At 32.0% G+C, this 20,950-nt stretch carries 23 protein-coding genes and 1 pseudogene; 9 read left to right on the plus strand and 15 right to left on the minus strand.

What is annotated here, in order from left to right; all coding sequences use genetic code 11:
• Positions 1 to 2: 2 nt before the first annotated feature.
• Both nadE and ACP7BT_RS11015 read right to left on the minus strand, forming a co-directional pair.
• The gene (nadE, locus tag ACP7BT_RS11010; protein ID WP_002482817.1) at positions 3 to 824 is read right to left on the minus strand and encodes an ammonia-dependent NAD(+) synthetase; all 822 of its coding nucleotides are present in this window, start codon (positions 822 to 824) and stop codon (positions 3 to 5) included.
• Positions 817 to 2,286: a nicotinate phosphoribosyltransferase gene (locus ACP7BT_RS11015; protein WP_037538105.1), complete on the minus strand. Its 1,470-nt coding sequence runs from the start codon at positions 2,284 to 2,286 to the stop codon at positions 817 to 819. Before ACP7BT_RS11015 ends, nadE begins: the two co-directional genes overlap by 8 nt.
• A gap of 223 nt (positions 2,287 to 2,509) precedes the next feature.
• On the opposite strand from ACP7BT_RS11015, the gene ACP7BT_RS11020 reads away from it, so the two are divergent.
• Together ACP7BT_RS11020 and ACP7BT_RS11025 are read left to right on the plus strand one after the other, a co-directional pair.
• Positions 2,510 to 3,574, plus strand: coding sequence for a nitric oxide synthase oxygenase (locus ACP7BT_RS11020; RefSeq protein WP_011302756.1), 1,065 nt, complete (start codon positions 2,510 to 2,512; stop codon positions 3,572 to 3,574).
• Positions 3,575 to 3,613: 39 nt separating this feature from the next.
• Positions 3,614 to 4,417, plus strand: coding sequence for a prephenate dehydratase (locus ACP7BT_RS11025; protein ID WP_002482814.1), 804 nt, complete (start codon positions 3,614 to 3,616; stop codon positions 4,415 to 4,417).
• A gap of 120 nt (positions 4,418 to 4,537) precedes the next feature.
• On the opposite strand, the gene ACP7BT_RS11030 is transcribed toward ACP7BT_RS11025, so the two are convergent.
• Positions 4,538 to 6,097, minus strand: coding sequence for an SLC13 family permease (locus ACP7BT_RS11030; RefSeq protein ID WP_041079958.1), 1,560 nt, complete (start codon positions 6,095 to 6,097; stop codon positions 4,538 to 4,540).
• A 134-nt stretch (positions 6,098 to 6,231) separates the two neighbouring features.
• The gene (locus tag ACP7BT_RS11035; protein WP_011302753.1) at positions 6,232 to 7,314 is read right to left on the minus strand and encodes a glycosyl hydrolase family 28-related protein; all 1,083 of its coding nucleotides are present in this window, start codon (positions 7,312 to 7,314) and stop codon (positions 6,232 to 6,234) included.
• Between the two features lie 137 nt (positions 7,315 to 7,451).
• Here ACP7BT_RS11035 and ACP7BT_RS11040 point away from each other — a divergent pair, with 137 nt between their 5' ends.
• The 4 genes from ACP7BT_RS11040 (at position 7,452) to ACP7BT_RS11055 (ending at position 10,907) form a co-directional block, all read left to right on the plus strand.
• Complete coding sequence (locus ACP7BT_RS11040) at positions 7,452 to 8,003, plus strand: cysteine hydrolase family protein (RefSeq protein ID WP_002482811.1); 552 nt, start codon at positions 7,452 to 7,454, stop codon at positions 8,001 to 8,003.
• Between the two features lie 56 nt (positions 8,004 to 8,059).
• On the plus strand, positions 8,060 to 8,989 hold the full coding sequence (locus tag ACP7BT_RS11045) for a manganese-dependent inorganic pyrophosphatase (RefSeq protein ID WP_011302751.1): 930 nt from the start codon (positions 8,060 to 8,062) through the stop codon (positions 8,987 to 8,989).
• 145 nt (positions 8,990 to 9,134) lie between these two features.
• On the plus strand, positions 9,135 to 10,514 hold the full coding sequence (locus tag ACP7BT_RS11050) for an aldehyde dehydrogenase (protein ID WP_041079957.1): 1,380 nt from the start codon (positions 9,135 to 9,137) through the stop codon (positions 10,512 to 10,514).
• Between the two features lie 300 nt (positions 10,515 to 10,814).
• Positions 10,815 to 10,907, plus strand: coding sequence for a type I toxin-antitoxin system Fst family toxin (locus ACP7BT_RS11055; protein ID WP_075340056.1), 93 nt, complete (start codon positions 10,815 to 10,817; stop codon positions 10,905 to 10,907).
• Positions 10,908 to 11,047: 140 nt separating this feature from the next.
• On the opposite strand, the gene ACP7BT_RS11060 is transcribed toward ACP7BT_RS11055, so the two are convergent.
• Positions 11,048 to 12,085, minus strand: coding sequence for a 6-phosphogluconolactonase (locus ACP7BT_RS11060; protein WP_041079955.1), 1,038 nt, complete (start codon positions 12,083 to 12,085; stop codon positions 11,048 to 11,050).
• Between the two features lie 132 nt (positions 12,086 to 12,217).
• On the opposite strand from ACP7BT_RS11060, the gene ACP7BT_RS11065 reads away from it, so the two are divergent.
• Positions 12,218 to 12,622 (plus strand): YolD-like family protein, encoded by a 405-nt coding sequence (locus ACP7BT_RS11065; RefSeq protein ID WP_041079954.1) that lies wholly within the window; start codon positions 12,218 to 12,220, stop codon positions 12,620 to 12,622.
• A gap of 126 nt (positions 12,623 to 12,748) precedes the next feature.
• On the opposite strand, the gene ACP7BT_RS11070 is transcribed toward ACP7BT_RS11065, so the two are convergent.
• Complete coding sequence (locus ACP7BT_RS11070) at positions 12,749 to 12,919, minus strand: hypothetical protein (protein WP_002482806.1); 171 nt, start codon at positions 12,917 to 12,919, stop codon at positions 12,749 to 12,751.
• Between the two features lie 616 nt (positions 12,920 to 13,535).
• Here ACP7BT_RS11070 and ACP7BT_RS11075 point away from each other — a divergent pair.
• Entirely contained in the window at positions 13,536 to 14,576 is a 1,041-nt protein-coding gene (locus tag ACP7BT_RS11075) for a C45 family autoproteolytic acyltransferase/hydolase (RefSeq protein WP_002482805.1), read from the plus strand.
• Between the two features lie 68 nt (positions 14,577 to 14,644).
• On the opposite strand, the gene ACP7BT_RS11080 is transcribed toward ACP7BT_RS11075, so the two are convergent.
• The 3 genes from ACP7BT_RS11080 to ACP7BT_RS11090 all read right to left on the minus strand — a co-directional run bounded on the left by ACP7BT_RS11080 (position 14,645) and on the right by ACP7BT_RS11090 (position 16,595).
• Complete coding sequence (locus tag ACP7BT_RS11080; protein WP_069821655.1) at positions 14,645 to 15,496, minus strand: DUF4097 family beta strand repeat-containing protein; 852 nt, start codon at positions 15,494 to 15,496, stop codon at positions 14,645 to 14,647.
• The gene (locus ACP7BT_RS11085) at positions 15,493 to 16,053 is read right to left on the minus strand and encodes an HAAS signaling domain-containing protein (protein ID WP_037538099.1); all 561 of its coding nucleotides are present in this window, start codon (positions 16,051 to 16,053) and stop codon (positions 15,493 to 15,495) included. The genes ACP7BT_RS11080 and ACP7BT_RS11085 overlap by 4 nt, the downstream gene beginning before the upstream one ends.
• Before the next feature lie 95 nt (positions 16,054 to 16,148).
• Positions 16,149 to 16,595, minus strand: a complete 447-nt coding sequence (locus ACP7BT_RS11090) for a hypothetical protein (protein WP_228161157.1) — start codon at positions 16,593 to 16,595, stop codon at positions 16,149 to 16,151.
• A gap of 206 nt (positions 16,596 to 16,801) precedes the next feature.
• Between ACP7BT_RS11090 and ACP7BT_RS11095 the strand changes: the two genes are divergently transcribed.
• The gene (locus ACP7BT_RS11095) at positions 16,802 to 17,362 is read left to right on the plus strand and encodes a thioredoxin family protein (protein WP_002482801.1); all 561 of its coding nucleotides are present in this window, start codon (positions 16,802 to 16,804) and stop codon (positions 17,360 to 17,362) included.
• Positions 17,363 to 17,443: 81 nt separating this feature from the next.
• On the opposite strand, the gene pmtD is transcribed toward ACP7BT_RS11095, so the two are convergent.
• The 6 genes and pseudogenes from pmtD to pmtR all read right to left on the minus strand — a co-directional run bounded on the left by pmtD (position 17,444) and on the right by pmtR (position 20,898).
• Entirely contained in the window at positions 17,444 to 18,172 is a 729-nt protein-coding gene (gene pmtD, locus ACP7BT_RS11100; RefSeq protein WP_069821657.1) for a phenol-soluble modulin export ABC transporter permease subunit PmtD, read from the minus strand.
• On the minus strand, positions 18,172 to 19,044 hold the full coding sequence (pmtC, locus tag ACP7BT_RS11105) for a phenol-soluble modulin export ABC transporter ATP-binding protein PmtC (protein WP_069819657.1): 873 nt from the start codon (positions 19,042 to 19,044) through the stop codon (positions 18,172 to 18,174). Before pmtC ends, pmtD begins: the two co-directional genes overlap by 1 nt.
• A 20-nt stretch (positions 19,045 to 19,064) precedes the next feature.
• Entirely contained in the window at positions 19,065 to 19,427 is a 363-nt protein-coding gene (locus ACP7BT_RS11110) for a hypothetical protein (protein ID WP_228482841.1), read from the minus strand.
• On the minus strand, positions 19,390 to 19,728 hold the full coding sequence (gene pmtB, locus ACP7BT_RS11115) for a phenol-soluble modulin export ABC transporter permease subunit PmtB (RefSeq protein WP_256121628.1): 339 nt from the start codon (positions 19,726 to 19,728) through the stop codon (positions 19,390 to 19,392). Before pmtB ends, ACP7BT_RS11110 begins: the two co-directional genes overlap by 38 nt.
• 15 nt (positions 19,729 to 19,743) lie before the next feature.
• Positions 19,744 to 20,521: pseudogene (locus ACP7BT_RS11120) on the minus strand (ATP-binding cassette domain-containing protein).
• Positions 20,518 to 20,898, minus strand: coding sequence for a PSM export ABC transporter transcriptional regulator PmtR (pmtR, locus tag ACP7BT_RS11125; RefSeq protein ID WP_002482796.1), 381 nt, complete (start codon positions 20,896 to 20,898; stop codon positions 20,518 to 20,520). The pseudogene ACP7BT_RS11120 and the gene pmtR overlap by 4 nt, the downstream one beginning before the upstream one ends.
• Positions 20,899 to 20,950 lie beyond the last annotated feature (52 nt).

Here is a 20,950-nt window from a genome sequence, read left to right on the forward strand (position 1 = left end):
AATTAATTTTTAGGCCATGTGTATCTTGTATAAGCTAATTCTCGTTTATGCGCATTTTTTATATAATGATTTTCTATTATTTCTTTAGATTCACTTGGTACAGATTTGCCTTCTAGATAATCATCAATATCATCATAACTTACACCCAATGCTTCTTCATCAGGCAATTGTGGTTTGTCATCTTCCAAATCAGCGGTTGGCGTTTTTTCATACAAATGCTTAGGCGCTTCTAAATACGCTAAGAGCTGTTTCCCCTGGCGCTTATTCAAACCAAATAAAGGTGCAATGTCTGCAGCCCCATCACCATATTTTGTGTAAAAGCCTGTGACATTTTCAGCGGAATGATCCGTACCAACGACAATCCCTTTTTGGTTAGAAGCAATAGAAAATTGAACTTTCATCCGTTCTCTTGCTTTTTCATTGCCTTTTTGAAAATCTGTTAGATTCACACCAGCTTCTTTCAACGACTGAATACTTTGATCCACAGCTGGTTTAATATTTACAGTTATAATTTTGTCTGGTTGGATATAAGTTAATGCGTCTTCTACTTCTGCAGCATCTTTTTGCTCACCATAAGGGAGTTTAACAGCTATAAATTCACAATCATTGCCGTCCTCTTTCAGTTCGTTTACTGCTAATTGACATAATTTACCTGCTAAAGTTGAATCTTGACCACCAGAAATACCTAGTGTTAAAGATTTAATAAACGAATGCGATTGAACATAGTTTTTTATAAATTGGATAATATGTCGTGTTTCACTTTTACTTTCAATCGATGGTTTCACTTTCATTTCTTTCACAACTATATCTTGTAAATTACTCATTTTCTTCCTCCATCTCTTTAACATGTTCTGCAACTTCAAAGATACGTTTGTGTTTATTTTCCCAACATAACGTACTTAAATCAACCGGATATTCCTGTGGGTTTAAGTGACGTTTATTCTCGTCCCATAAATATGCGAGACTATCTTTCAAATAGGCTTGTGCTTCATTTTCATTTGGTAAATCATATACAAGTTCTCCATCTATGAAGATGTCATGATGTAAGTCTTTAGCAATAAATGATTTTATGAATTTCATTTTATATGTGTGTACTGGGTGGAATAATTTCAAAGGCGATTCATCGTATGGATCTTCATGTTCTAAAGTAATGTAATCTCCTTCTGCCTTATTCGTTTTTTTATTTATTATGCGATACACCTTTTTCTTACCTGGTGTCGTTACTTTTTCTGCATTATTTGATAACTTAATGCGGTCAACGTATGATCCATCACTGTCTTCTACAGCAACGAGTTTATAAACAGCACCTAATGCTGGTTGATCGTAACCCGTGATTAATTTAGTTCCTACACCCCAAGAGTCTACTCTAGCGCCCTGTGATTTTAAACTCGTAATCGTTTGTTCATCTAAGTCATTAGATGCAATAATTTTTGCATCAGTAAATCCTGCTTCGTCTAACATACGTCGTGCTTCTTTTGAGAGGTAGGCAATATCACCTGAATCTAGTCGAATACCAACAAAATTAATCTTATCGCCTAATTCTTTAGCAACTTTAATCGCTGTTGGCACACCAGATTTTAATGTATGGAAGGTATCTACTAGAAACACACAATCTTGATGTCTCTCAGCATACTTTTTGAATGCTATGTATTCATCACCATATGTTTGAACCATCGCATGCGCATGCGTCCCTGAAACAGGTATCCCAAATAACTTACCAGCGCGTACATTACTAGTTGAGTTAAAGCCTCCTATATATGCAGCTCTAGCTCCCCACAATGCTGCATCTGCTTCTTGCGCTCGGCGCGTACCAAATTCCATTAACATATCATCATGTGCAACTTGTCTAATTCTGCTTGCTTTTGTCGTAATTAATGTATGAAAATTAACAATATTTAAAAGCATTGTTTCTATCAATTGAGCTTGGATGAGTGGTGCTTCTACTCTAAGCAATGGCTCATTTCCAAAGCAAAGTTCTCCTTCTTGCATTGAACGTATGCTTCCAGTAAAACTCAAGTTTTTCAAATAATTTAAGAAGTCGTCTTGATACCCTATTGATTTCAAATATTCAATATCTGACTTTGAAAAATGAAAATTATTAATATATTCGATAACACGTTTTAATCCATTAAACACTGCATACCCACTATCGAATGGCATACTTCTAAAATATAGATCAAACACTGCCATACGCTCATGGATCCCATCATCCCAATAACTTTCTGCCATATTTATTTGATATAAATCATTATGCAACACTAATGTATCATCTTCATATTGGTACACAACCATCTCTCCAATCAGCTTTTCCATCATTTTAGCATAAATGAAGTATTGTTAGCACTTTAAATAGGACTGATTTACGAATTCAAAATAGAAGTAAAGATATCAGTTATTTATTTAAAATTTGTTTAAAATGTGACATGGTTAACGACAAAGTCATAACAGTTATATGTTTTATCATTTTATAAATTTAAAAATGATATATAATATTTATGAGGTGTTTTTAATGCTAAATGAAGCTAAGTCTTTTATAGAAACCATGTATAATGAATTAAATTATGATAAAAATAAAATAACAGAACGAATTGCTGAAATTGAGTCAGCTATCCTTTCTACTGGCACTTATGAGCATACATTTGAAGAATTGAATTATGGAGCCAAAATGGCATGGAGAAATTCCAATCGTTGTATCGGACGATTTTTTTGGGATTCTTTAACTGTGTCTGATGCAAGACACATACAAAGTGAAGATGAATTTATAGAAGCAATTGAAAACCATATTGACATTGCGACTAATAATGGAAGAATCAAACCTTACATCACAATTTTCTCAAAAGATAACCCCCCGCAAATTTATAACAATCAATTAATTAGATACGCAGGGTACGAAACATGTGGAGATCCAGCTGAGAAAAAGATTACCAAATTAGCACAACATCTTGGATGGCAAGGTCAGTATACACATTTTGATATTTTGCCCTTAATTTACAAAATGCCGAATAGCAAAATAAAATATCATGAATACCCTAAAAATTTAATTAAAGAAGTATCTATTACACATGACAGATTCCCCAAACTGCAACAACTCGGTTTAAAATGGTATGCCGTCCCTATTATTTCAAGTATGGATTTAAAAATTGGTGGCATCACTTATCCTACTGCGCCATTTAACGGTTGGTATATGGTAAATGAAATTGCCGTTCGTAATTTTACTGATGTCTATCGCTATAATTTGTTAGAAAGTGTTGCAGAAGCATTTGAATTTGATACACTTAAAAATAATTCTTTCAATAAAGATCGTGCATTGGTTGAATTAAACGATGCTGTGTATCATTCTTTTAAAAATGCTGGCGTCTCTATCGTCGATCATTTAACAGCATCTAAACAATTTGAAAGATTCGAAATGAATGAAACGAAACACGATAGAGAAGTTACTGGTAAATGGTCTTGGTTAGCACCCTCTTTGTCTCCCACATTGGTGCCCAATTATCATCACGGATACAAAAATGTGATGAAAGAACCTAATTTCTTTTATAAAAAAACCGAAGACTCAGGTTGTCCATTCCATTAAATGATTCACTATATTTAGATAAACAAGGGGTTACATTACATGAAACTTTATTATTTAGGACCAAAGGGCACATTTTCTTATTTAGCTGCGACACAATATAAATCAGAATCAGAAATTGAATTTGTTCCAAAATCTAATTTATACGAAGTCGTCGCATCTGTTTCAGAAGATAGTCAAAGTATTGCTGTTGTGCCTATAGAAAATTCAATAGAAGGTACGATTAATATCGTAGCCGACGCATTAACACAACAGAATATATATACACAAGGTGAACTTCATTTAGATATACAATTTGCTTTATATGGTTCAGAAAACGCAACCGTAAATGATATTTCAACAGTATACTCAATTGGGCCTGCTATTAGTCAAACCAGCCAATATATACAAGCGCATGGATTTGATATTGCTTATGTAGACAGTACAATTAAAAGTTTAGATAAAATTTCACAAAATGTTGGTGCAATCGCACCTTTAGGTAGCGGTGAAGCTTATGGCTATACATCAATTGCACAAAACATTGAAGATTATCCACATAACGTCACTCGTTTCCTAGTCGTCAGTAATCAACCAAAACACATCGAACAAGCAACCGACACGATGTTATTAATTACACCGAAATTTGATAAACCAGGTCTATTAGCCAGTATATTAAATACGTTTGTATTATTTAATATTAACTTGTCTTGGATTGAATCTCGTCCATTAAAAACGCAATTAGGTATGTATCACTTTTTCGTTCAAGCAGACACACCTATTTCCGAAGACCTTTCAAAAGTGATAAAGATACTTAATACTTTAGACTTTCAAGTCACGATTATAGGTACCTTTAATAAACTCAATTAATTCTTGCTAGTAACTGTCCCATACAACTGTTTAGATGTTTTCATAGCAAAACTTCATCTTGTTATCATGTTGAATATGAAAAGAAGCGTTTGTAACAAAGTTTTGTTACAAACGCTTCTTTTATTTCAATGGCAATGGTTGTGTAACATCTATACCTAAAACAGGTGGCACTAAGAAGTATACAACCAACACGATTACGACAATACTTAATAAATTCACCCAAAAACCAACCGATGCCATTTTTTTGATACTGATTTTGCCAGTGCCAAATACAATGGCATTCGGAGGCGTTCCTACTGGTAACATATATGCACAATTTGCTGCCATAGCAGCAGGAACCATGAGTAACAATGGGTGCACATTAACTGCGACAGATAATGTGGCTAAGATCGGTAATATCATTGTAGCTGTAGCTGTATTGGATGTGATTTCAGTTAAGAATAAGACAAAAATTGTAATTACAAGCACAATAACCAATGGGCTGACACCTTCAATTAACTTTAATTGTTCTCCTAGCCAATTCGCTAAACCACTTTCTGAGATACCTTTTGCTAGTGCTAAACCGCCACCAAACAAAATTAATACTCCCCATGGTAAATCCTTAGCTACTTCCCAGTCTATAATACGTTTATGCTTTTCTTTATTTTTAGCAGGAATTAAGAATAATAAGACAGATATAAACATGGCAATCGTCCCATCAGCAACTTCTGAAGTGAATGTCCAATGCTTTAATAAAAATTCTCGTGTTATCCATAAAAAACTAGCAAGTAAAAATACAATCAATACTACTTTCTCTTCATATTTCATTTTTCCAAGTTCACTTAATTTTTTTCTAATTAAATCTTGCCCACCTGGCAATGTTTTCATATCATGTTTAAACGCAATGTAACGAATATATATCCAAACTAAAAACAGTAAGACGATGACTGTTGGTACACCAATAATCATCCATTTTGCAAAGCTAATTTCTTCACCAAAAGCTGATTGATATTGCCCCTTTAATATAATTAATGGTGGTGTTCCAATTAATGTACCTAAACCACCAATCGTACCTGCATAACCTATCGCTAAGACTAATGCTTGCTCAAATTTAGAAATACTTTCAGGTTTTGTATCTCCGTTTTTCAATTCATTTGCTTCTTTAATAATTGCTAAACCAATAGGTATCATAATCATAACCGCTGCAGTGTTCGAAACAAACATGGATAAAAAACCGGTTGCTATCATAAAGCCTAATAATATGCTTCCTGTACTCGTACCTAATGTATTAATGATTCGGAGCGCTACCCGAGTATGTAGATTCCACCTTTCCATTGCAATAGCTAGAATAAAGCCCCCTAAAAATAAGAAAATAATGTCATTACCATATTGAGCAGATACTTCTTCTGGATTGAGCACATGACCAACTGGAAGTAATATCAAAGGTAATAAACTTGTAGCAGCAATTGGAATCGCTTCGGTAATCCACCAAGTGGCAATCCATAATGTGATAGCTAAGACAAATACACCTTTATCAGATAAATTGTCAGGTTGAAATAACAACAATGTTAGTACAAAGAGCAAAGGACCTAAAATTAACCCTACTAATTGACCAACATTATAAGATTTATTCTCTTTTTTATTTGAGAAAAACATCAAATACTGCGACCTTCTCATATCCCCTTTATTTAAATTATTCATCAAGCTCCCCCTTTAAATTATTATCAGAATATTCACAATAATTTATTAGAGTATAACATAATATATTTCAAATTGGTTTATAATTTTAAATCGTTTACATCACCATTATTTATTATTCAATTTACAAATGATAATCAATCTATATTTACTTTTTTGAATCTGATATCGGCTTCGTTAGATATGTAAAGATGTTTGATATCCTTTAAATACACGCTTTGTGACTCATGATCAAATTCATTTTTTGCTATAACGATATTTTCATGTTTGATATTATTATAACTTTGAATACGTATAGCTTCTTTACGCATTTCTCCTATAAATTGATTTTGGAAAATATTTAAATTGTTTCCTGCTTGTGTCCCCCTTTCATTACCTTTCATATCTTTCGCATTTTTCCCATCTTTTACAGCTAAAAAGCGTATACCGCCCTCACAATTTTTAAAAACATTATGGTGAATATACGTATTTTTATTTTTCAATGGTGTGAGTGCATATTGTTTCATATTTTCAAAAACATTATAGCGAATATGAATATTGTCATAGTATTTATGATAACGGCTTGCATGAGAACCAATTGCTCGGTTCCAAGGTTGCATACCGGGTGTTTCTGAATTACCAAAATAGCAATTTTCTATTATGACATTCTTCGTAATTGTCCCATCAGTTGCACCAAATTTTGGAAAAGCACCTGAAACTTGTATATCTAACTGCACCGCTTCAGAAAAAAATCTTGTGCCATCCGGATCATTGAAACCTAAGAACTTGCATTGATTGATGTACAAACCGTTCACTCCACATGCATCCAAACAATGTCCTCCAACCACATCTTTAAAAGTAACATCCACAATTTGAACGTCACATGCATGTCCCATGCACATCGTCGTATTATTATAAGGGTAGTCGTACCCATTCATATCAAACGTGCCACCTGCTATATGAATATGACTATTTCCGTTATAACCATAATACGATTTAAAACGACGTCCGTTTTTCAATAATGTATCTTTACCGCATCTTTTTAAAATTGCTTTATCATCTAAAAGTAATGTTGTTGCCTCATATATCACAAGCGGCTTGCGAATATGATATTCTCCTTGAGGCACATATATCGTTGTTCCTTTATTTTTCTTTGCATAATTGAGTGCTTTTTGCATTGCACGTGTATCTGCCCATTTGTGTTCCCCTTTTAAACCAAATTGTTTTGCATTAATAATCATAGGCCAGTTCCTTTCATCGTTATTACTTAATAATTAACATAAATATGTTTTTTTAAACGCGTTTACTATATCTTTAATGATTTATCATCTTAGTATATAATTACTATTATATTTAATATTGGGAGTGTAACCATAATATGAAAAAAAGTGCGTTAATTGTAGTAGACTATTCAAATGATTTTGTAGCTGAAAATGGAAAATTAACTTGTGGATTTCCAGGTCAACAAATTGAAAGCTACATAGTGGAAAGAATCGAAGTTTATAACAAAAAGCAATCTGATATCTTTTTTATGATGGATTTGCATTATGAAGAAAATAAATATCATCCTGAAAGTAAGTTGTTTCCACCACATAATATCATCGGTACGTTTGGTCGTGAACTTTATGGTAAAGTAAATGATATTTATCAAAATATTTTATTTAACGATCATATCCACTATTTAGATAAAACACGTTATGATTCATTTTGCGGTACACCTTTAGACTTAATGTTGCGTGAGCGAAATATTAATCATTTAGAAATCGTTGGCGTTTGTACGGATATTTGTGTACTCCATACTGCAATCAGCGCATACAACTTAGGATATGGTATTTCCATTTCACATAGAGGTGTCGCTTCCTTTAATCCTTCAGGTCACGAGTGGGCATTAGATCATTTTAAAAATTCACTAGGTGCTGAAGTAGAATAACAATGCGAAATCATGCTAGAATAACATTAACTACTTAAAATAAGGAGAATTTAGATATGGCAAAAACTTATATTTTCGGACATAAAAATCCAGATACAGATGCAATTTCATCTGCTATTATCATGGCAGATTTTGAACAACAAACAGGTAATGCTGAGGCTACTGCATACCGTTTAGGCGAAGTAGGCCCTGAAACACAATATGCTTTAGATCATTTTAATGTAACTGCACCAGAGTTACTAAATGATGATTTAGCCGATCAAAATGTCATTTTAGTTGACCATAATGAATTCCAACAAAGTGCTGATTCAATTGCTGATGCAGCTGTTCAACACGTTGTCGATCATCACAGAATAGCTAACTTTGAAACTGCAGCACCTTTATATTACCGTGCTGAACCAGTTGGCTGTACTGCAACAATTTTATACAAAATGTATAAAGAACGTGGATTTGAAATCAAACCTGAAATTGCTGGTTTAATGATATCTGCAATTATTTCAGATAGTCTATTATTCAAATCACCTACTTGTACTGAGCAAGATGTACAAGCTGCAGAAGCATTAAAATCAATTGCTAATGTTGATTTAGAATCATATGGCTTAGAAATGTTAAAAGCTGGTGCTTCTACAAAAGATAAATCTGTTTCTGATATTTTATCTATGGACGCAAAATCATTTAATATGGGAGATTTTGTTACACGTATTGGTCAAGTAAATACAGTAGATATTGATGAAGTATTTGCACGCCAAGAAGAATTAGAAAAAGAAATGCTTGAAGTAAGCGCCAATGAAAAATATGATTTATTTGTATTAGTTGTTACTGACATTATTAATAGTGATTCTAAAATTCTTGTTGTTGGCGCCGAAAAAGATAAAGTCGGCGTTGCCTTCAATGTAACACTTGATAATAATACTGCCTTCTTACCAGGTGTCGTTTCACGTAAAAAACAAGTTGTACCACAAATTACAGAAGCATTAACGAAGTAATACATCTTTATTAACACAACACTTCGTACAATTTATTCAACATATTAAGTTTTTACAATTCATTATACTGGGACATAGTTGATATGTTCCAGTTTTTTATCAATATAAGTATATTGGACACCCATTCGTACTAGGAGGAATACATTTGAATTCAATAGAACAAACTTTCCATAATAGTAAACAATATTTTAATACACATGCGACCAAGGATTTTAAATTCAGAAAAAAACAACTAAAGCTCCTAAGCAAAAGTATTAAAAATCATGAAGATGCATTATTAAATGCTTTTCAAGAAGATTTAGGTAAAAACAAAGTAGAAGCCTATGCAACAGAAATCGGCTTTACTTTAAAAAATATCAAAACGGCTCGTAAAGAATTAAAAAACTGGGCTAAAAAGAAACAGGTTAATACACCGCTTTATATGTTTCCTACCAAAAGTTATATTGTTAAAGAACCATATGGCACAGTACTAATTATTGGGCCATTTAACTATCCATTCCAATTGCTTATTGAACCGCTTATAGGTGCTATAGCTGCAGGCAATACTGTAATCATTAAACCTTCGGAATTCACGCCACATGTGTCAGCAGTTGTAAAAAATATTATTGAAGATGTGTTCGACCCTGAATACATCAGTATTTGCCAAGGTGACGCCGATACTACACAGTCACTGATTCATTTACCCTTCGATTATATCTTTTTCACCGGAAGCGAACGCGTTGGAAGAATTGTTTATCAAGCAGCAAGTACCAATTTAACACCTGTCACTTTAGAATTAGGTGGCAAATCACCTGTCATCGTAGACGAAACCGCTAATATCAAAGTCGCTAGTGAACGCATCAGTTTTGGTAAATTCACTAATGCTGGCCAAACATGTGTCGCTCCAGATTATGTTCTTGTAAACCGTAAAGTCAAAGAAGACTTGATTAAAGCTTTAAAAAATACAATAACAGAATTTTATGGTAAAGAAATACAAGCAAGTCCTGACTTTGGACGTATCGTAAATCAAACGCATTTTGACCGTTTAAACGATTTATTAGGTGTACACAAATCGGAAATTGTTTTTGGTGGCCATTCTGATTCAGCTGAAAACTATATCGGACCTACTTTATTAGATGGTATTACATTTAATGATAAAATTATGGAAGGTGAAATTTTCGGTCCTATACTACCAATTATTACTTATGACGATTTTGATGAAGCGATTGATTTAATTCATACGAAACCCAAGCCACTCAGCCTTTACCTATTCAGTGAAGATGAAAACGCAACAGAACGTGTTCTAAATGAAATTTCTTTTGGTGGCGGTGCTATCAACGATACATTGATGCAATTAGCAAATCCAAACTTACCATTCGGTGGTGTTGGTGCTTCCGGTATTGGTCAATATCACGGCAAATTTAGTTTTGACACATTCAGTCATGATAAATCTTATATATTTAAATCAACTCGATTAGAGTCAAGCCTACTCTTTCCACCTTACAAAGGAAAATTTAAGTATATTAAAACATTTTTCAATAAATAATAAACACTTTTTTATAGGCTTGGGCTATAAACTGTAGCTAATGAGAGTGGAACAAAAATCTTTATTTTATAATTTCTGTTCCACTCTCATTTATGTTATATAGTCACTACTTAAGTATTGGCCTGGATGTTCTTAAGCATATTATTTTCTATTTCATGATTACTTTCCTATTTTATGTCATCGACGATTTTAAACAAACGATCCCCTTTTATCTTCTATGGTTAAGATGCTACAAATGATATAATTGAAAAGTCGTCGTTCTACTTCTGTGCTGATTTTAGCATGGAAGGAGGTGACATCATGTTCAGTACCCTATTTGTAACGTTTATAGCACCTATCGTAGTAGGTGTTATTGTCACATTATTTTCTTATTGGCTGAATAATCGTGACTGACGACTGACGACGGCAGTGCCAATACACCAAAAAGAGCCCGATAGCTATTCGTAGTAGCTACCGGGCTCGGTGTTTATCATGTTAGTACACTATTTGTTAAGTGCATTATAACACCATTCATAATAAAAATGCAAAGTATATTATCTTAGAAACTGTACACAAACACCTTCTGGTGCCGTTTCTTGATTATCAACGATTTCTATGTTTCCAGTAACTTTATCACGTTTAAAAACGGTCAGAGCATAATCGCCTTCTTGGTGTGCACAAACTAAATAATCATCAGATTCAGTTATATTGAAGTCACGTGGAAATTCTCCACCACTTTTAACGATGTCTACTAATGAAATTGTTGCACCCTCGTCTCCTACTTTAAATATAGCAAGACTATCATGACCGCGATTACTTATATATAAGAAATTTTGATCATGCGATATTCTCACTGCTGCCAATTTAGTATCACCATCAAAGTTTTCTGGAATTGTTAAATGTCTTTCGATTTCAGTAAAATGACCATTCTCATATTTTAAAGTACTTACGATATTTGATAACTCATGTACAACGTAAGCATATTTTCCATTTTCATGGAACGTAATATGTCTTGGGCCATCTCCAGGCTCAAAATCTATAGTATCGTATACTTTTAAACCGTCATCTCCATATTCGTACGTAATCACTTTATCTGTACCTAGATCCATTGCCACAACATATTTTTCATCTGGTGTTGTGTTGAGATAATGGACATGTGGTTGCTCTTGTCTTTCAGAAGGACCAGTTGGATAATCATGCGCTAATTCTTGTATTAGACGAACAATTTCTCCTGTTTCTGGATTTGCTTCATAAATTCTTGCTAAACCAGCACCATAAATTGCTTCGAATATATATTTTCCATCCGGTGATGCAGATACATAGCAACCATTTCCAGCAGTTGACGCTAGACATTTGTTAATCAGACTTAATGTACCATCTGACTCTATTTTCAAACTAGCAATACCACAATCATCGCCTTCTTTAGTTACAGCATATAAAAAATGATTATGTTGATTTACATATGTGGATGCTTCTAGTTCATAGCCTGTTTTAACTTCCGTTATCTTGCCAGTTTCTTCATCTAGTTGGAAACGGTAAACCCCTTTACCTTCTTTTTTTGTATATGTTCCAATATAACCTGTTGTCGTCATGTAAACCCCTCCATATTATTATACTCATATTTTAATAAAGATTTTGGGCAAAAGACAATATAATGATTTAACCACTTGAAAAATAGAACGTATGTTCGTATAATGGATATATACTGATTGGAGTGATAATAAGTGAATAACTACAAGAATCAAGAAACAGATTATAGAAAAATACCTAGAGAACAGTTGAATCCCAACATACCGCAAGGCCGTGGCATGGTCAAATGGGCGCCCTTTGCTACTTTACCTGAACAATTCGAAAGTATTCAACAATATTTAATAGATCAAAATAAAATTGATCGTCCAATACTGTCAGATGACCAGCTAAACGAACTTAATTTACAACTCCATCAAGCCTTACATTCAGATACTTTTGTACATATTGAATATTATAAAGACGGATGGCTAGAAAATATAACTGTTAAAATTAAAAATATAGATATGACGCAAATGTTTTTAGAAGGATACCTTTTAAAAACTTCAAACACAATCAAATTGTCCCTTTTTGATATTACAAAAATCACGATAGATAACTAGTTAGCCAACCATATTTAAGCATAGGCAAGTATTCTATAGGGCATACAAGCGATATGAATAGCATAAAAAAACTGTCGATAACATTATCGACAGTTCAAAGTAAAAAACCTATTCATTTTCAATCAATTAATTATTAGATTCGATATCTGAAATAATTTCTTTTGTTTTGCTTTCGATATCTTCAAAGTCTTTTTTGAAAATATAAGCAAATACAACTGCACCAATGCCTGCTGCTAATGATACAGTTAGGATTGTACCGAATACAAATTTAAATAAACCTTTAATAAAATTCCACATTCTGTTTCACCTCAATAAATTATTAACATCACTATTATTAATGATAGCATATTTGATTACATCAATAAATATATACCCACTTTTCATTAATTTAAATCAACATATGAAAGTCGTAATTTTATGATATTATTGTATTAATGCTTCAACAAAACATAAAAAAATTGTTATCTACCAAAGGTTCTTACTACTTTAATATTCAGATAAACATGCGTATTACGTTTATAAGCATTTAAACATAATCATGAACATGAAAAAATTCAAACTTGTTTTGCTTTTAATATATATAGATTCATAAACATTCCAGTGATTATGCTTAATTGATAGAAATTTGCGCTATCACTATCATTGAAGGTGGTTTAACCAAAAAAGAGTGAGCTGAATATATCAGGCTCACTCCCATCGTAATTTGATTTATCTCCACCAAGTGGATACTGCATCTTTAATAGCATCATAATAGTTAGCCATTAACAATCACCTCATTAAAAGTATAATTCCTTAATCAGTCATCGTTGTTATTCTTAATGATAAGGTCTAGTACCCTGTAATGCAATTAACACTACGTTACATTAAAGTTACAATTTTGTAAGACTACACTTTAAACATAGGAGATTTTGAAATGCAAAAAGTAAAATCAGATATTTTAACGCATCGTGGTTCACATTTCGACCTAGGTGTACAAACTGCACAATGGATGCAACATACACCACTATTAAAAAATAGAGAACAAGAATGGAAAAAACGTATGCCACGCTTTGATATTCACATCAAAGAGACTTATGATATTTTTCAAACCTACGCACCTCAAATCTGGGAAGAAATCAGAGGTATGCAGGAAGTGCTTAATTTACCTACACGTCAAATGATTTTAAATTTTGCCCATTACCGCTTTACACCTTTGAAAAATAGCGGTTGCACTGTCTATTTAGGTAACGATTATATGGTACGTAATTATGATTATCACCCTGCCACATATGATGGTCGCTATTTATTGTTTCAACCCAATGATGGTGGTTTAGCTCAAATTGGGCCAACATCTCGTGTCACGGGTAGAATGGATGGCATGAATGAGGCTGGATTAGCAATGGGGTATAATTTTATGCATCGTAAACATCCCGGTGACGGCTTTGTATGCTACATGATTGGCAGACTTGTATTACAGTACTGTAAAGATGTTCCTGAAGCTATTAAATTATTAAAAGAAATACCTCATAGAAGTTCATTTAGCTACATTGTTATGGATAAATATTTAAACCACGCAATCATTGAAGTTACACCACGTTCCATCGATGTGCGTTATGATCATACTTGTACAAATCACTTTAAATTATTAACGCATGAAAATAGAAATTATACAAAAGAATCAACAGAGCGTTTAGATAGGTTAATTAAACAAACACCTGCTCAATTAGGGAAAATGGATGCTTTCAAACTTTTTAATAACCCTGAATTTGAAATTTACAGTAAATTATTTAAAAGTTGGTCTGGCACGATACACACAAGTATGTATGAACCTCAATCGCTAACCGCTCATATTACTTTAGGTGAGAATAAGGCACCTGTGGAAATTGACTTTCAACAATGGTTGAATGGTGAATCTTTGAACATAAACGAACTCACAGGTCAAATTGATACCGAATTAACCTTTGCAACATATTAATATCAAAAGGAAAAAAAGAGTGGGATTAAGAAATCTTGCATACTTTGATTTCTATCCCACTCGCTCATTTAATTTATATAAATATCCCCATTTAATGTATAGAATTCCAATACATGATTACCAGCGCCTACTCTATCATTTGCAAAAGTTTTGTTATTAACGTTGGCTTTCCCTTTTTCTGGGTTTAATTTCAGCAAAGTATTATCCGGTGCTTGATTGTACGACATCTTTATATCCCCATGTTGTGTTGACGCTTTAAAAGCAGAGTCAATATCCATATCACTTAAATTGATATTACCCTGTTTCGCAGATAGTACCGAATCTTTAATTAGAGATTGCTTTCCGATAATACTGGCATTTTTAGTTTTTATATCTGCATTCAAGATCTCACTGCTATTAAAGTGAACTGTGGATTTTATACCTCTGTATATTAATTTTTTAATTGATGAATTCTTGATGAAAACACGTGCTGCACCAGTTTCAGGCATTGATAAATTAGCACTTTCGATATCTAAGTTCTGTATATTCACTTCATTAACTCTATTAGAAACATACAAATCATCCATTTTTTCACTTGGCATTGTGATATTAATTTCAGCATGTATCTGCCTAAACGGATTAAAATTCAAACCGTACTTATCTACTTTTTCATTGGTTTCATGAACACTTAACTCATTACCTTCTTGATTGATATCTACCTTATTTTGTCCCTTGTAACGCACTGTAAATTTGGCACCTTTTGTGATATTAACTTTAGTTGATATCCCTTTTATATTTAAAGAGTCGATCGATTTATCAGTAATGTTTTTATCTATGGTATTAATTTTATTATTTTGTTTTTCAAAGCCAAACCACGTTATACATCCTAGAAGAAAACAGACAATGAACAAACTCAAACCACTCAAAAATAATTTCTTCATTCTTCTGCACTTCCTTTAATCGTTCTAATATTCCAGCGTAAATATTTTAATATTAATCGATACACCAGTTCAGCCAACTTCGCAATAATTACAAATAAGACAATACCTAAACCACTAAATGCAAATGCAAATAAATAATTACTAATAGCCAAACTAAACATACTGTTCAGTAATCCATGTATGATTAAGAGTAACGGACTTATAGCTAAAACCATTGCAGCACATAACAATATCAACATAAATCCACCGACAAATATCATTGGAATCAGTATAATCACTAAGGATAAAATGCCCATACCTAATGAAGCCATGATTGCTCTTAAAATTGTCCTAGCATTGGTCCGGTATTCAGCAGATACAATTGCACTTCTAGCATTTATTTCTTTACCTATTTTTTTTGGTGGTTCTAAAGCCCCAATAATTTGATATTCATTTTTACCTTCACTTTCTTGCTCAAAAAAATATTGTTCATATTCATACATCACTTTATCTCGCTCAGCCCTAGGTAAATTATCGAGCTCTTGTTCAAGTTCATTTAAAAAAGTGATTTTATCCAAAATATCTACCACCATTCAAATTCTAAAGTCTATTTCTTAAATTATGTAAAATTAAAGAATGGTAATTATCCAATAAAATCACCATTCTTTAATTATTATTTTGAGTAAACTTCAATCTTTTTTATTTTATCATGTTTGTATATAATAGATAACTTTATATGATTATCTTTATCATAATATATCATTAAACGATAGGCATCGCGTAATTTCTTTTGTTTATAGCTACTTCCTAAATGATGTACAACATCTTGAATATTCCCTTCAATTTTCCCACCAAAGTTTGTATAAACATCAGTGTTTTTAATTAATGTCATACCCTTTATTTTTGAATTACCTTTATTCACTTTAAATACTAAATTAGGTTGATTATGTTTAGTGTATAAATTGTGCTTTTTTAAAAGAATTTCGTCATCTTCTATAAATTTATCTTTGTCTATTTTTGCATTTAATTGCATGTCATCAATGGTAATACGAGATAAATCTGTAGTATGTTCATTTTTTATGTAACTTACAATGAGTAATGTAGCTATTCCCATTAACATAAAAACACTCCATACTAGCCATTTATTTATTTTATGAAAATTCACTTTCCTTCAACTCCATTTACTTAATCAATATAGCATACACAATAGTCTCTTTCATCTTAAAAGAATGTCGTAAAATGCATAACTTTTCAAAGTATTTAAAATTTTCTTTCATATAAAATAATTGATATAATAATATCTAATAAGCTAAAGGGGGAAATATTATGACAAGTTTAGAAACATATTTCAAAAACAGTCAACCACTTGATCAATATATCGAGGTCATGACTGAAAACAAAGAGAATGTCTTATCTATTTACAATTCTTTCTCTTTACCATTAAATGATGATCGTATTGAAAAAATTAAATCATTAAATTATTCAAAAGTGTTAGTTATCACGGAAGATTGGTGTGGCGATGCCATGATGAATGTACCTATCTTAAAACATATTAGTGAAGCTTTAAATTTAGAAGTTCGCGTTTTCCATCGTGATGAGAACACTGATTTAATTGATCAGTATTTAACAAATGGTACTGCACGTTCAATACCTATTTTTGTATTCCTTAATGATAATTTTGAACAAGAAACGGTTTGGGGTCCCCGTGCTAGACAAGTTCAACATTTTGTTGAAGATACACGTTCAGATGTCCCTTCAAAAGATGATCCTACCTTTGAAGATAAGTCTGCAGAAGCACATAAAATTATGACGAATCGTTATAAAACAGATTCTCAACTTTGGAAATATGTATATGACTCCATTTTAGATAAATTAATCATTAAATAGTAAAAAGACGTATGAATGATGCTGAGACTAACCGCAAATTCATACGTCTTTTATATATTGACTTACTTATCGGTTATTATTTTAAATATCTTTCTTAGAAACATAGAAAATATTTACAATAAATAAAATTACAATTGAAGCTGAAGTAATAAACCATTGCCAATTTGTGAATGTATAGTCCCCAGAAGTTGTTTTTGAAGTTAAATAACTAAAAGGTATATACTTTAATGAATCTTGAATATGATCACCAATTTTAGGAATCATTGGTAAAAATGGTTCTGCGAAAGGAACAATTAATACTAAAAATATGCCTAGTGTAAAAATAAGTGCTGTCTTAGGCACAATAAGTGAAAATAAATAAAGTAATAAACCAAAGAATAAATGGAACATTAAGAAGAACCATAGTAATTCAAAAGCTTTACTAGTAGTAATGTTCTTCCCATCAACTACACCTTGCACAATATGTACAAATCCCACAAGAACTGCTGTAATCAGTATCGCAATAAGTATGATAGAAATTACTTTAGCTATTACATAACCAATACGGCTTGATGTTTTATTCATATAAAGCTGAATTGTACCTTGTGAAATATCACGCGTAATTGTTTTTATTACAAATAGTAAGCCCATAATTGAAAAGAACCAGCTACCGATAGAGAGTAATGTATTACCATTCATTTCATCTGATTGTTGAACAAATAATATTGTAAAACCAATCAATGGTAAAATTGTTAAAAGTAATGCTAAGTAAGTTAATGGACTTTTAAAAATACTATACATATCATATTTTACGAGTTGTAAACTATTCATTATTGGCCACCTTTCTGATTAATATTGAAGTAAGTATCACGTAACGAACTCTTACGCGTCTCAATAAATTTAGGGAAAACAGATTCACTTGCTAAACCTTTTAGTACTTCTTTATAGCTGCGTTGTGCATTGATAATCACTTCGCCACTAGCTTCTTGCGTTTGTACTACATTATATTGCTCTTTTAAGAAGGCTAATCCAGCTTCAAAATCCTCATTTTCAAATATAATGACTGTAGAATCAGATGCTGTGCCCTCTTTCATATTTACATCTTGCACGAACTTACCATCACGTAAAAATACGGCTCTATCACAAATCAATTCAATATCTTCAAGTTTATGACTAGAAATTAAAATTTTCATATCTAAGTCTTTAACAAGCGATTGTATTGTTTTAAGCACATCAATTGAACCATCCGGATCCATACCATTTGTTGGTTCATCTAAAATTAAATACTTTGGTTTATTCATTAATGAAACTGCTATGGCCAATTTTTGTTTCATACCCATAGAGTATTTTTTAACTTTCTTTTTAACATAGGGTCTCATACCAAATGCATCGATAATTTGATCTGCATATTTTTTATCAAAACCATTACCAAGGACATTAGCAAAAAGTTTTAAATTAAATAAACCTGTTTTATTATCATACAATTTAGGATGTTCAATTAAGTAACCAACATTTTGCTTATTACCTAATTTGACGTCTCCTTTATAATTGATAATATTTCCATTCATGACTTTCATTAAGGTTGTCTTTCCGACACCATTTTTACCAATCAAACCAACAATCTGACTTTGACCAAAATCAAAATCAATATGGTCAAGCACATTATTATTTCCATATGTTTTTGTTATATTCTTTAATTGCATAAATGCGCCTCCTTTTAAAGTTAATTTACTTTTTTATAATGTATAAAAAAATTAGCTATAAGAAAAATGATACTTAAGCCTAAAAAGCCATAATTAAAAACTGGCTCAAAATAATCAAGTGCAGTTAACTTAATTTTGAATATGAGTAATACTGCTAATGTTATAAGCACTGCAACAATTGGAATAATGAGTAACATCACAAGTAAATACATTAAATAAGAAATATTTTCAGATTTTTGTTCGGAATATTTTTTAAATGCGATAGGTATAGCAAAGAAATTAATTGCGATATATGAATAAGGTAAAGTAACATCAATACTAATGCCACTAGCAGCAAAATTTGAATTAGGAATATGTAAAAAGTGATAATATTCCAGCCCCAATCAGTGTATATAAAATTAAGGTTACATAGTTTGCATTAAGCATATCCTTTTTGGATACTGGCAAACTACCAAAAAAATCATACGCATTTGAGTGGCCTAACTTACTATTCAGTCGAAATACATGTCCTGAATCAAGGACAGAAACAAATAGTAAAATCATAGCAACTAAAGAATAAAGTATTCTTGTAAGCAATGAATGATTTTCGATTATTAATTGTAATGGAGATATTAATAATAATACGGCATAAATAACGATAGTCCATTTACGTAGTTTAATATTTCTAATTAGTAAATTCTTCATCGAATGGCCTCCCCACTATATAATTCCATCACTATACTGTTTATGTTTTCGTTGCCCTTTTTCGAGGTAAACCATTAGTTCTTCGATGGTTGGATTCGTTATTGCCACATCACTACCAAATAGTTCTTTAAACACATTAGCATGTGTCGTAAGTGCTGTAAAACCCGTATGATTATATTCAATGTAATGCGTTAAATCAATCAATTCATTATCTAGTTGATTTGGGTCGCCTTTAACAATTTGATATTGATTTAGAATATCATCTAAAAAGTGGTTCAAAATGATTTCTCCATCCTTGATATAAACCAGATAATCAGCAATTTTCTCCAAATCTGAAATGATATGTGTAGAAATAAAAACGGATTTTTTTCATCAATTAATTCTTCTTGAATGACATCTAACACTTCATTTCTAACAATTGGATCGAGACCAGAGGTGGTTCATCAAGTATAAATAGCTCTGCATGATGACTAAATGCTATTGCATAAAAAGGCGCAATATAAGACTCAATTTTTTTAACATTCCACTTATCATTTAAATATAATTCTGAATAAATAAAACCAATTTTATTTTTTATTTCAACTGCATGACGATCCATTCTTTTATCAAATAAGCGAATTTCACCTTCATCTGGTTCTATAAGATCCATAATTAATCTAATGATTGTCGTTTTACCAACGCCATTAGCTCCAATAAATCCAGTAACAAATCCTTGAGAAACTCGAAAAGAAACGTCCTTTAGTTTGAATTCTTTATACTGATAATTGACAGCATTCAATTCTATCGCGTTCATTCTTCGCCCTCCTCAAAAATCAGCTCAACGATTTCTTGTAATTCAGATAAAGACATGCCTATTGTCTTAGCTTCTTTACTCATTGATTTAGCTAATGACTCAATAACAATAAATTGTTTTTCTTTTAAAATCGAATTATCTTGTTCCTTAACATAGGTACCTTTTCCTCTAACAGTATAAACAAAGCCGTCTTTTTCTAAATCTTCGTATGCACGCTTTGTTGTTATCACGCTAACACTTAAATCATGTGCTAATTCTCTCATAGACGGTAAATGCTCACCTGGTGCAACATAGCCCTTTAAAATGTTTTCTTTAATTTGTTGCTTAATTTGTTCATAAATAGGTCGTTCACTACTATTTTTTAAAAGTATTTTCATGGACATCCTCCCCCTACAACTGTATATACACAATATATACACGTTTGTAAAG

The organism is Staphylococcus sp. Y174-1 (assembly GCF_049897865.1).
Taxonomy (GTDB): Bacteria; Bacillota; Bacilli; order Staphylococcales; family Staphylococcaceae; genus Staphylococcus; species Staphylococcus saprophyticus.

Excerpts from the sequence above, each read along its gene's own strand:
- nadE (WP_002482817.1), bottom strand. The coding sequence starts at position 824 with ATGAGTAATTTACAAGATATAGTTGTGAAAGAAATGAAAGTGAAACCA.
- ACP7BT_RS11020 (WP_011302756.1), top strand. The coding sequence starts at position 2,510 with ATGCTAAATGAAGCTAAGTCTTTTATAGAAACCATGTATAATGAATTA.
- ACP7BT_RS11025 (WP_002482814.1), top strand. The coding sequence starts at position 3,614 with ATGAAACTTTATTATTTAGGACCAAAGGGCACATTTTCTTATTTAGCT.
- ACP7BT_RS11030 (WP_041079958.1), bottom strand. The coding sequence starts at position 6,097 with ATGAATAATTTAAATAAAGGGGATATGAGAAGGTCGCAGTATTTGATG.
- ACP7BT_RS11035 (WP_011302753.1), bottom strand. The coding sequence starts at position 7,314 with ATGATTATTAATGCAAAACAATTTGGTTTAAAAGGGGAACACAAATGG.
- ACP7BT_RS11040 (WP_002482811.1), top strand. The coding sequence starts at position 7,452 with ATGAAAAAAAGTGCGTTAATTGTAGTAGACTATTCAAATGATTTTGTA.
- ACP7BT_RS11045 (WP_011302751.1), top strand. The coding sequence starts at position 8,060 with ATGGCAAAAACTTATATTTTCGGACATAAAAATCCAGATACAGATGCA.
- ACP7BT_RS11055 (WP_075340056.1), top strand. The coding sequence starts at position 10,815 with ATGTTCAGTACCCTATTTGTAACGTTTATAGCACCTATCGTAGTAGGT.
- ACP7BT_RS11060 (WP_041079955.1), bottom strand. The coding sequence starts at position 12,085 with ATGACGACAACAGGTTATATTGGAACATATACAAAAAAAGAAGGTAAA.
- ACP7BT_RS11070 (WP_002482806.1), bottom strand. The coding sequence starts at position 12,919 with ATGTGGAATTTTATTAAAGGTTTATTTAAATTTGTATTCGGTACAATC.
- ACP7BT_RS11075 (WP_002482805.1), top strand. The coding sequence starts at position 13,536 with ATGCAAAAAGTAAAATCAGATATTTTAACGCATCGTGGTTCACATTTC.
- ACP7BT_RS11080 (WP_069821655.1), bottom strand. The coding sequence starts at position 15,496 with ATGAAGAAATTATTTTTGAGTGGTTTGAGTTTGTTCATTGTCTGTTTT.
- ACP7BT_RS11090 (WP_228161157.1), bottom strand. The coding sequence starts at position 16,595 with ATGTTAATGGGAATAGCTACATTACTCATTGTAAGTTACATAAAAAAT.
- ACP7BT_RS11095 (WP_002482801.1), top strand. The coding sequence starts at position 16,802 with ATGACAAGTTTAGAAACATATTTCAAAAACAGTCAACCACTTGATCAA.
- pmtD (WP_069821657.1), bottom strand. The coding sequence starts at position 18,172 with ATGAATAGTTTACAACTCGTAAAATATGATATGTATAGTATTTTTAAA.
- pmtC (WP_069819657.1), bottom strand. The coding sequence starts at position 19,044 with ATGCAATTAAAGAATATAACAAAAACATATGGAAATAATAATGTGCTT.
- pmtB (WP_256121628.1), bottom strand. The coding sequence starts at position 19,728 with ATGAAGAATTTACTAATTAGAAATATTAAACTACGTAAATGGACTATC.
- pmtR (WP_002482796.1), bottom strand. The coding sequence starts at position 20,898 with ATGAAAATACTTTTAAAAAATAGTAGTGAACGACCTATTTATGAACAA.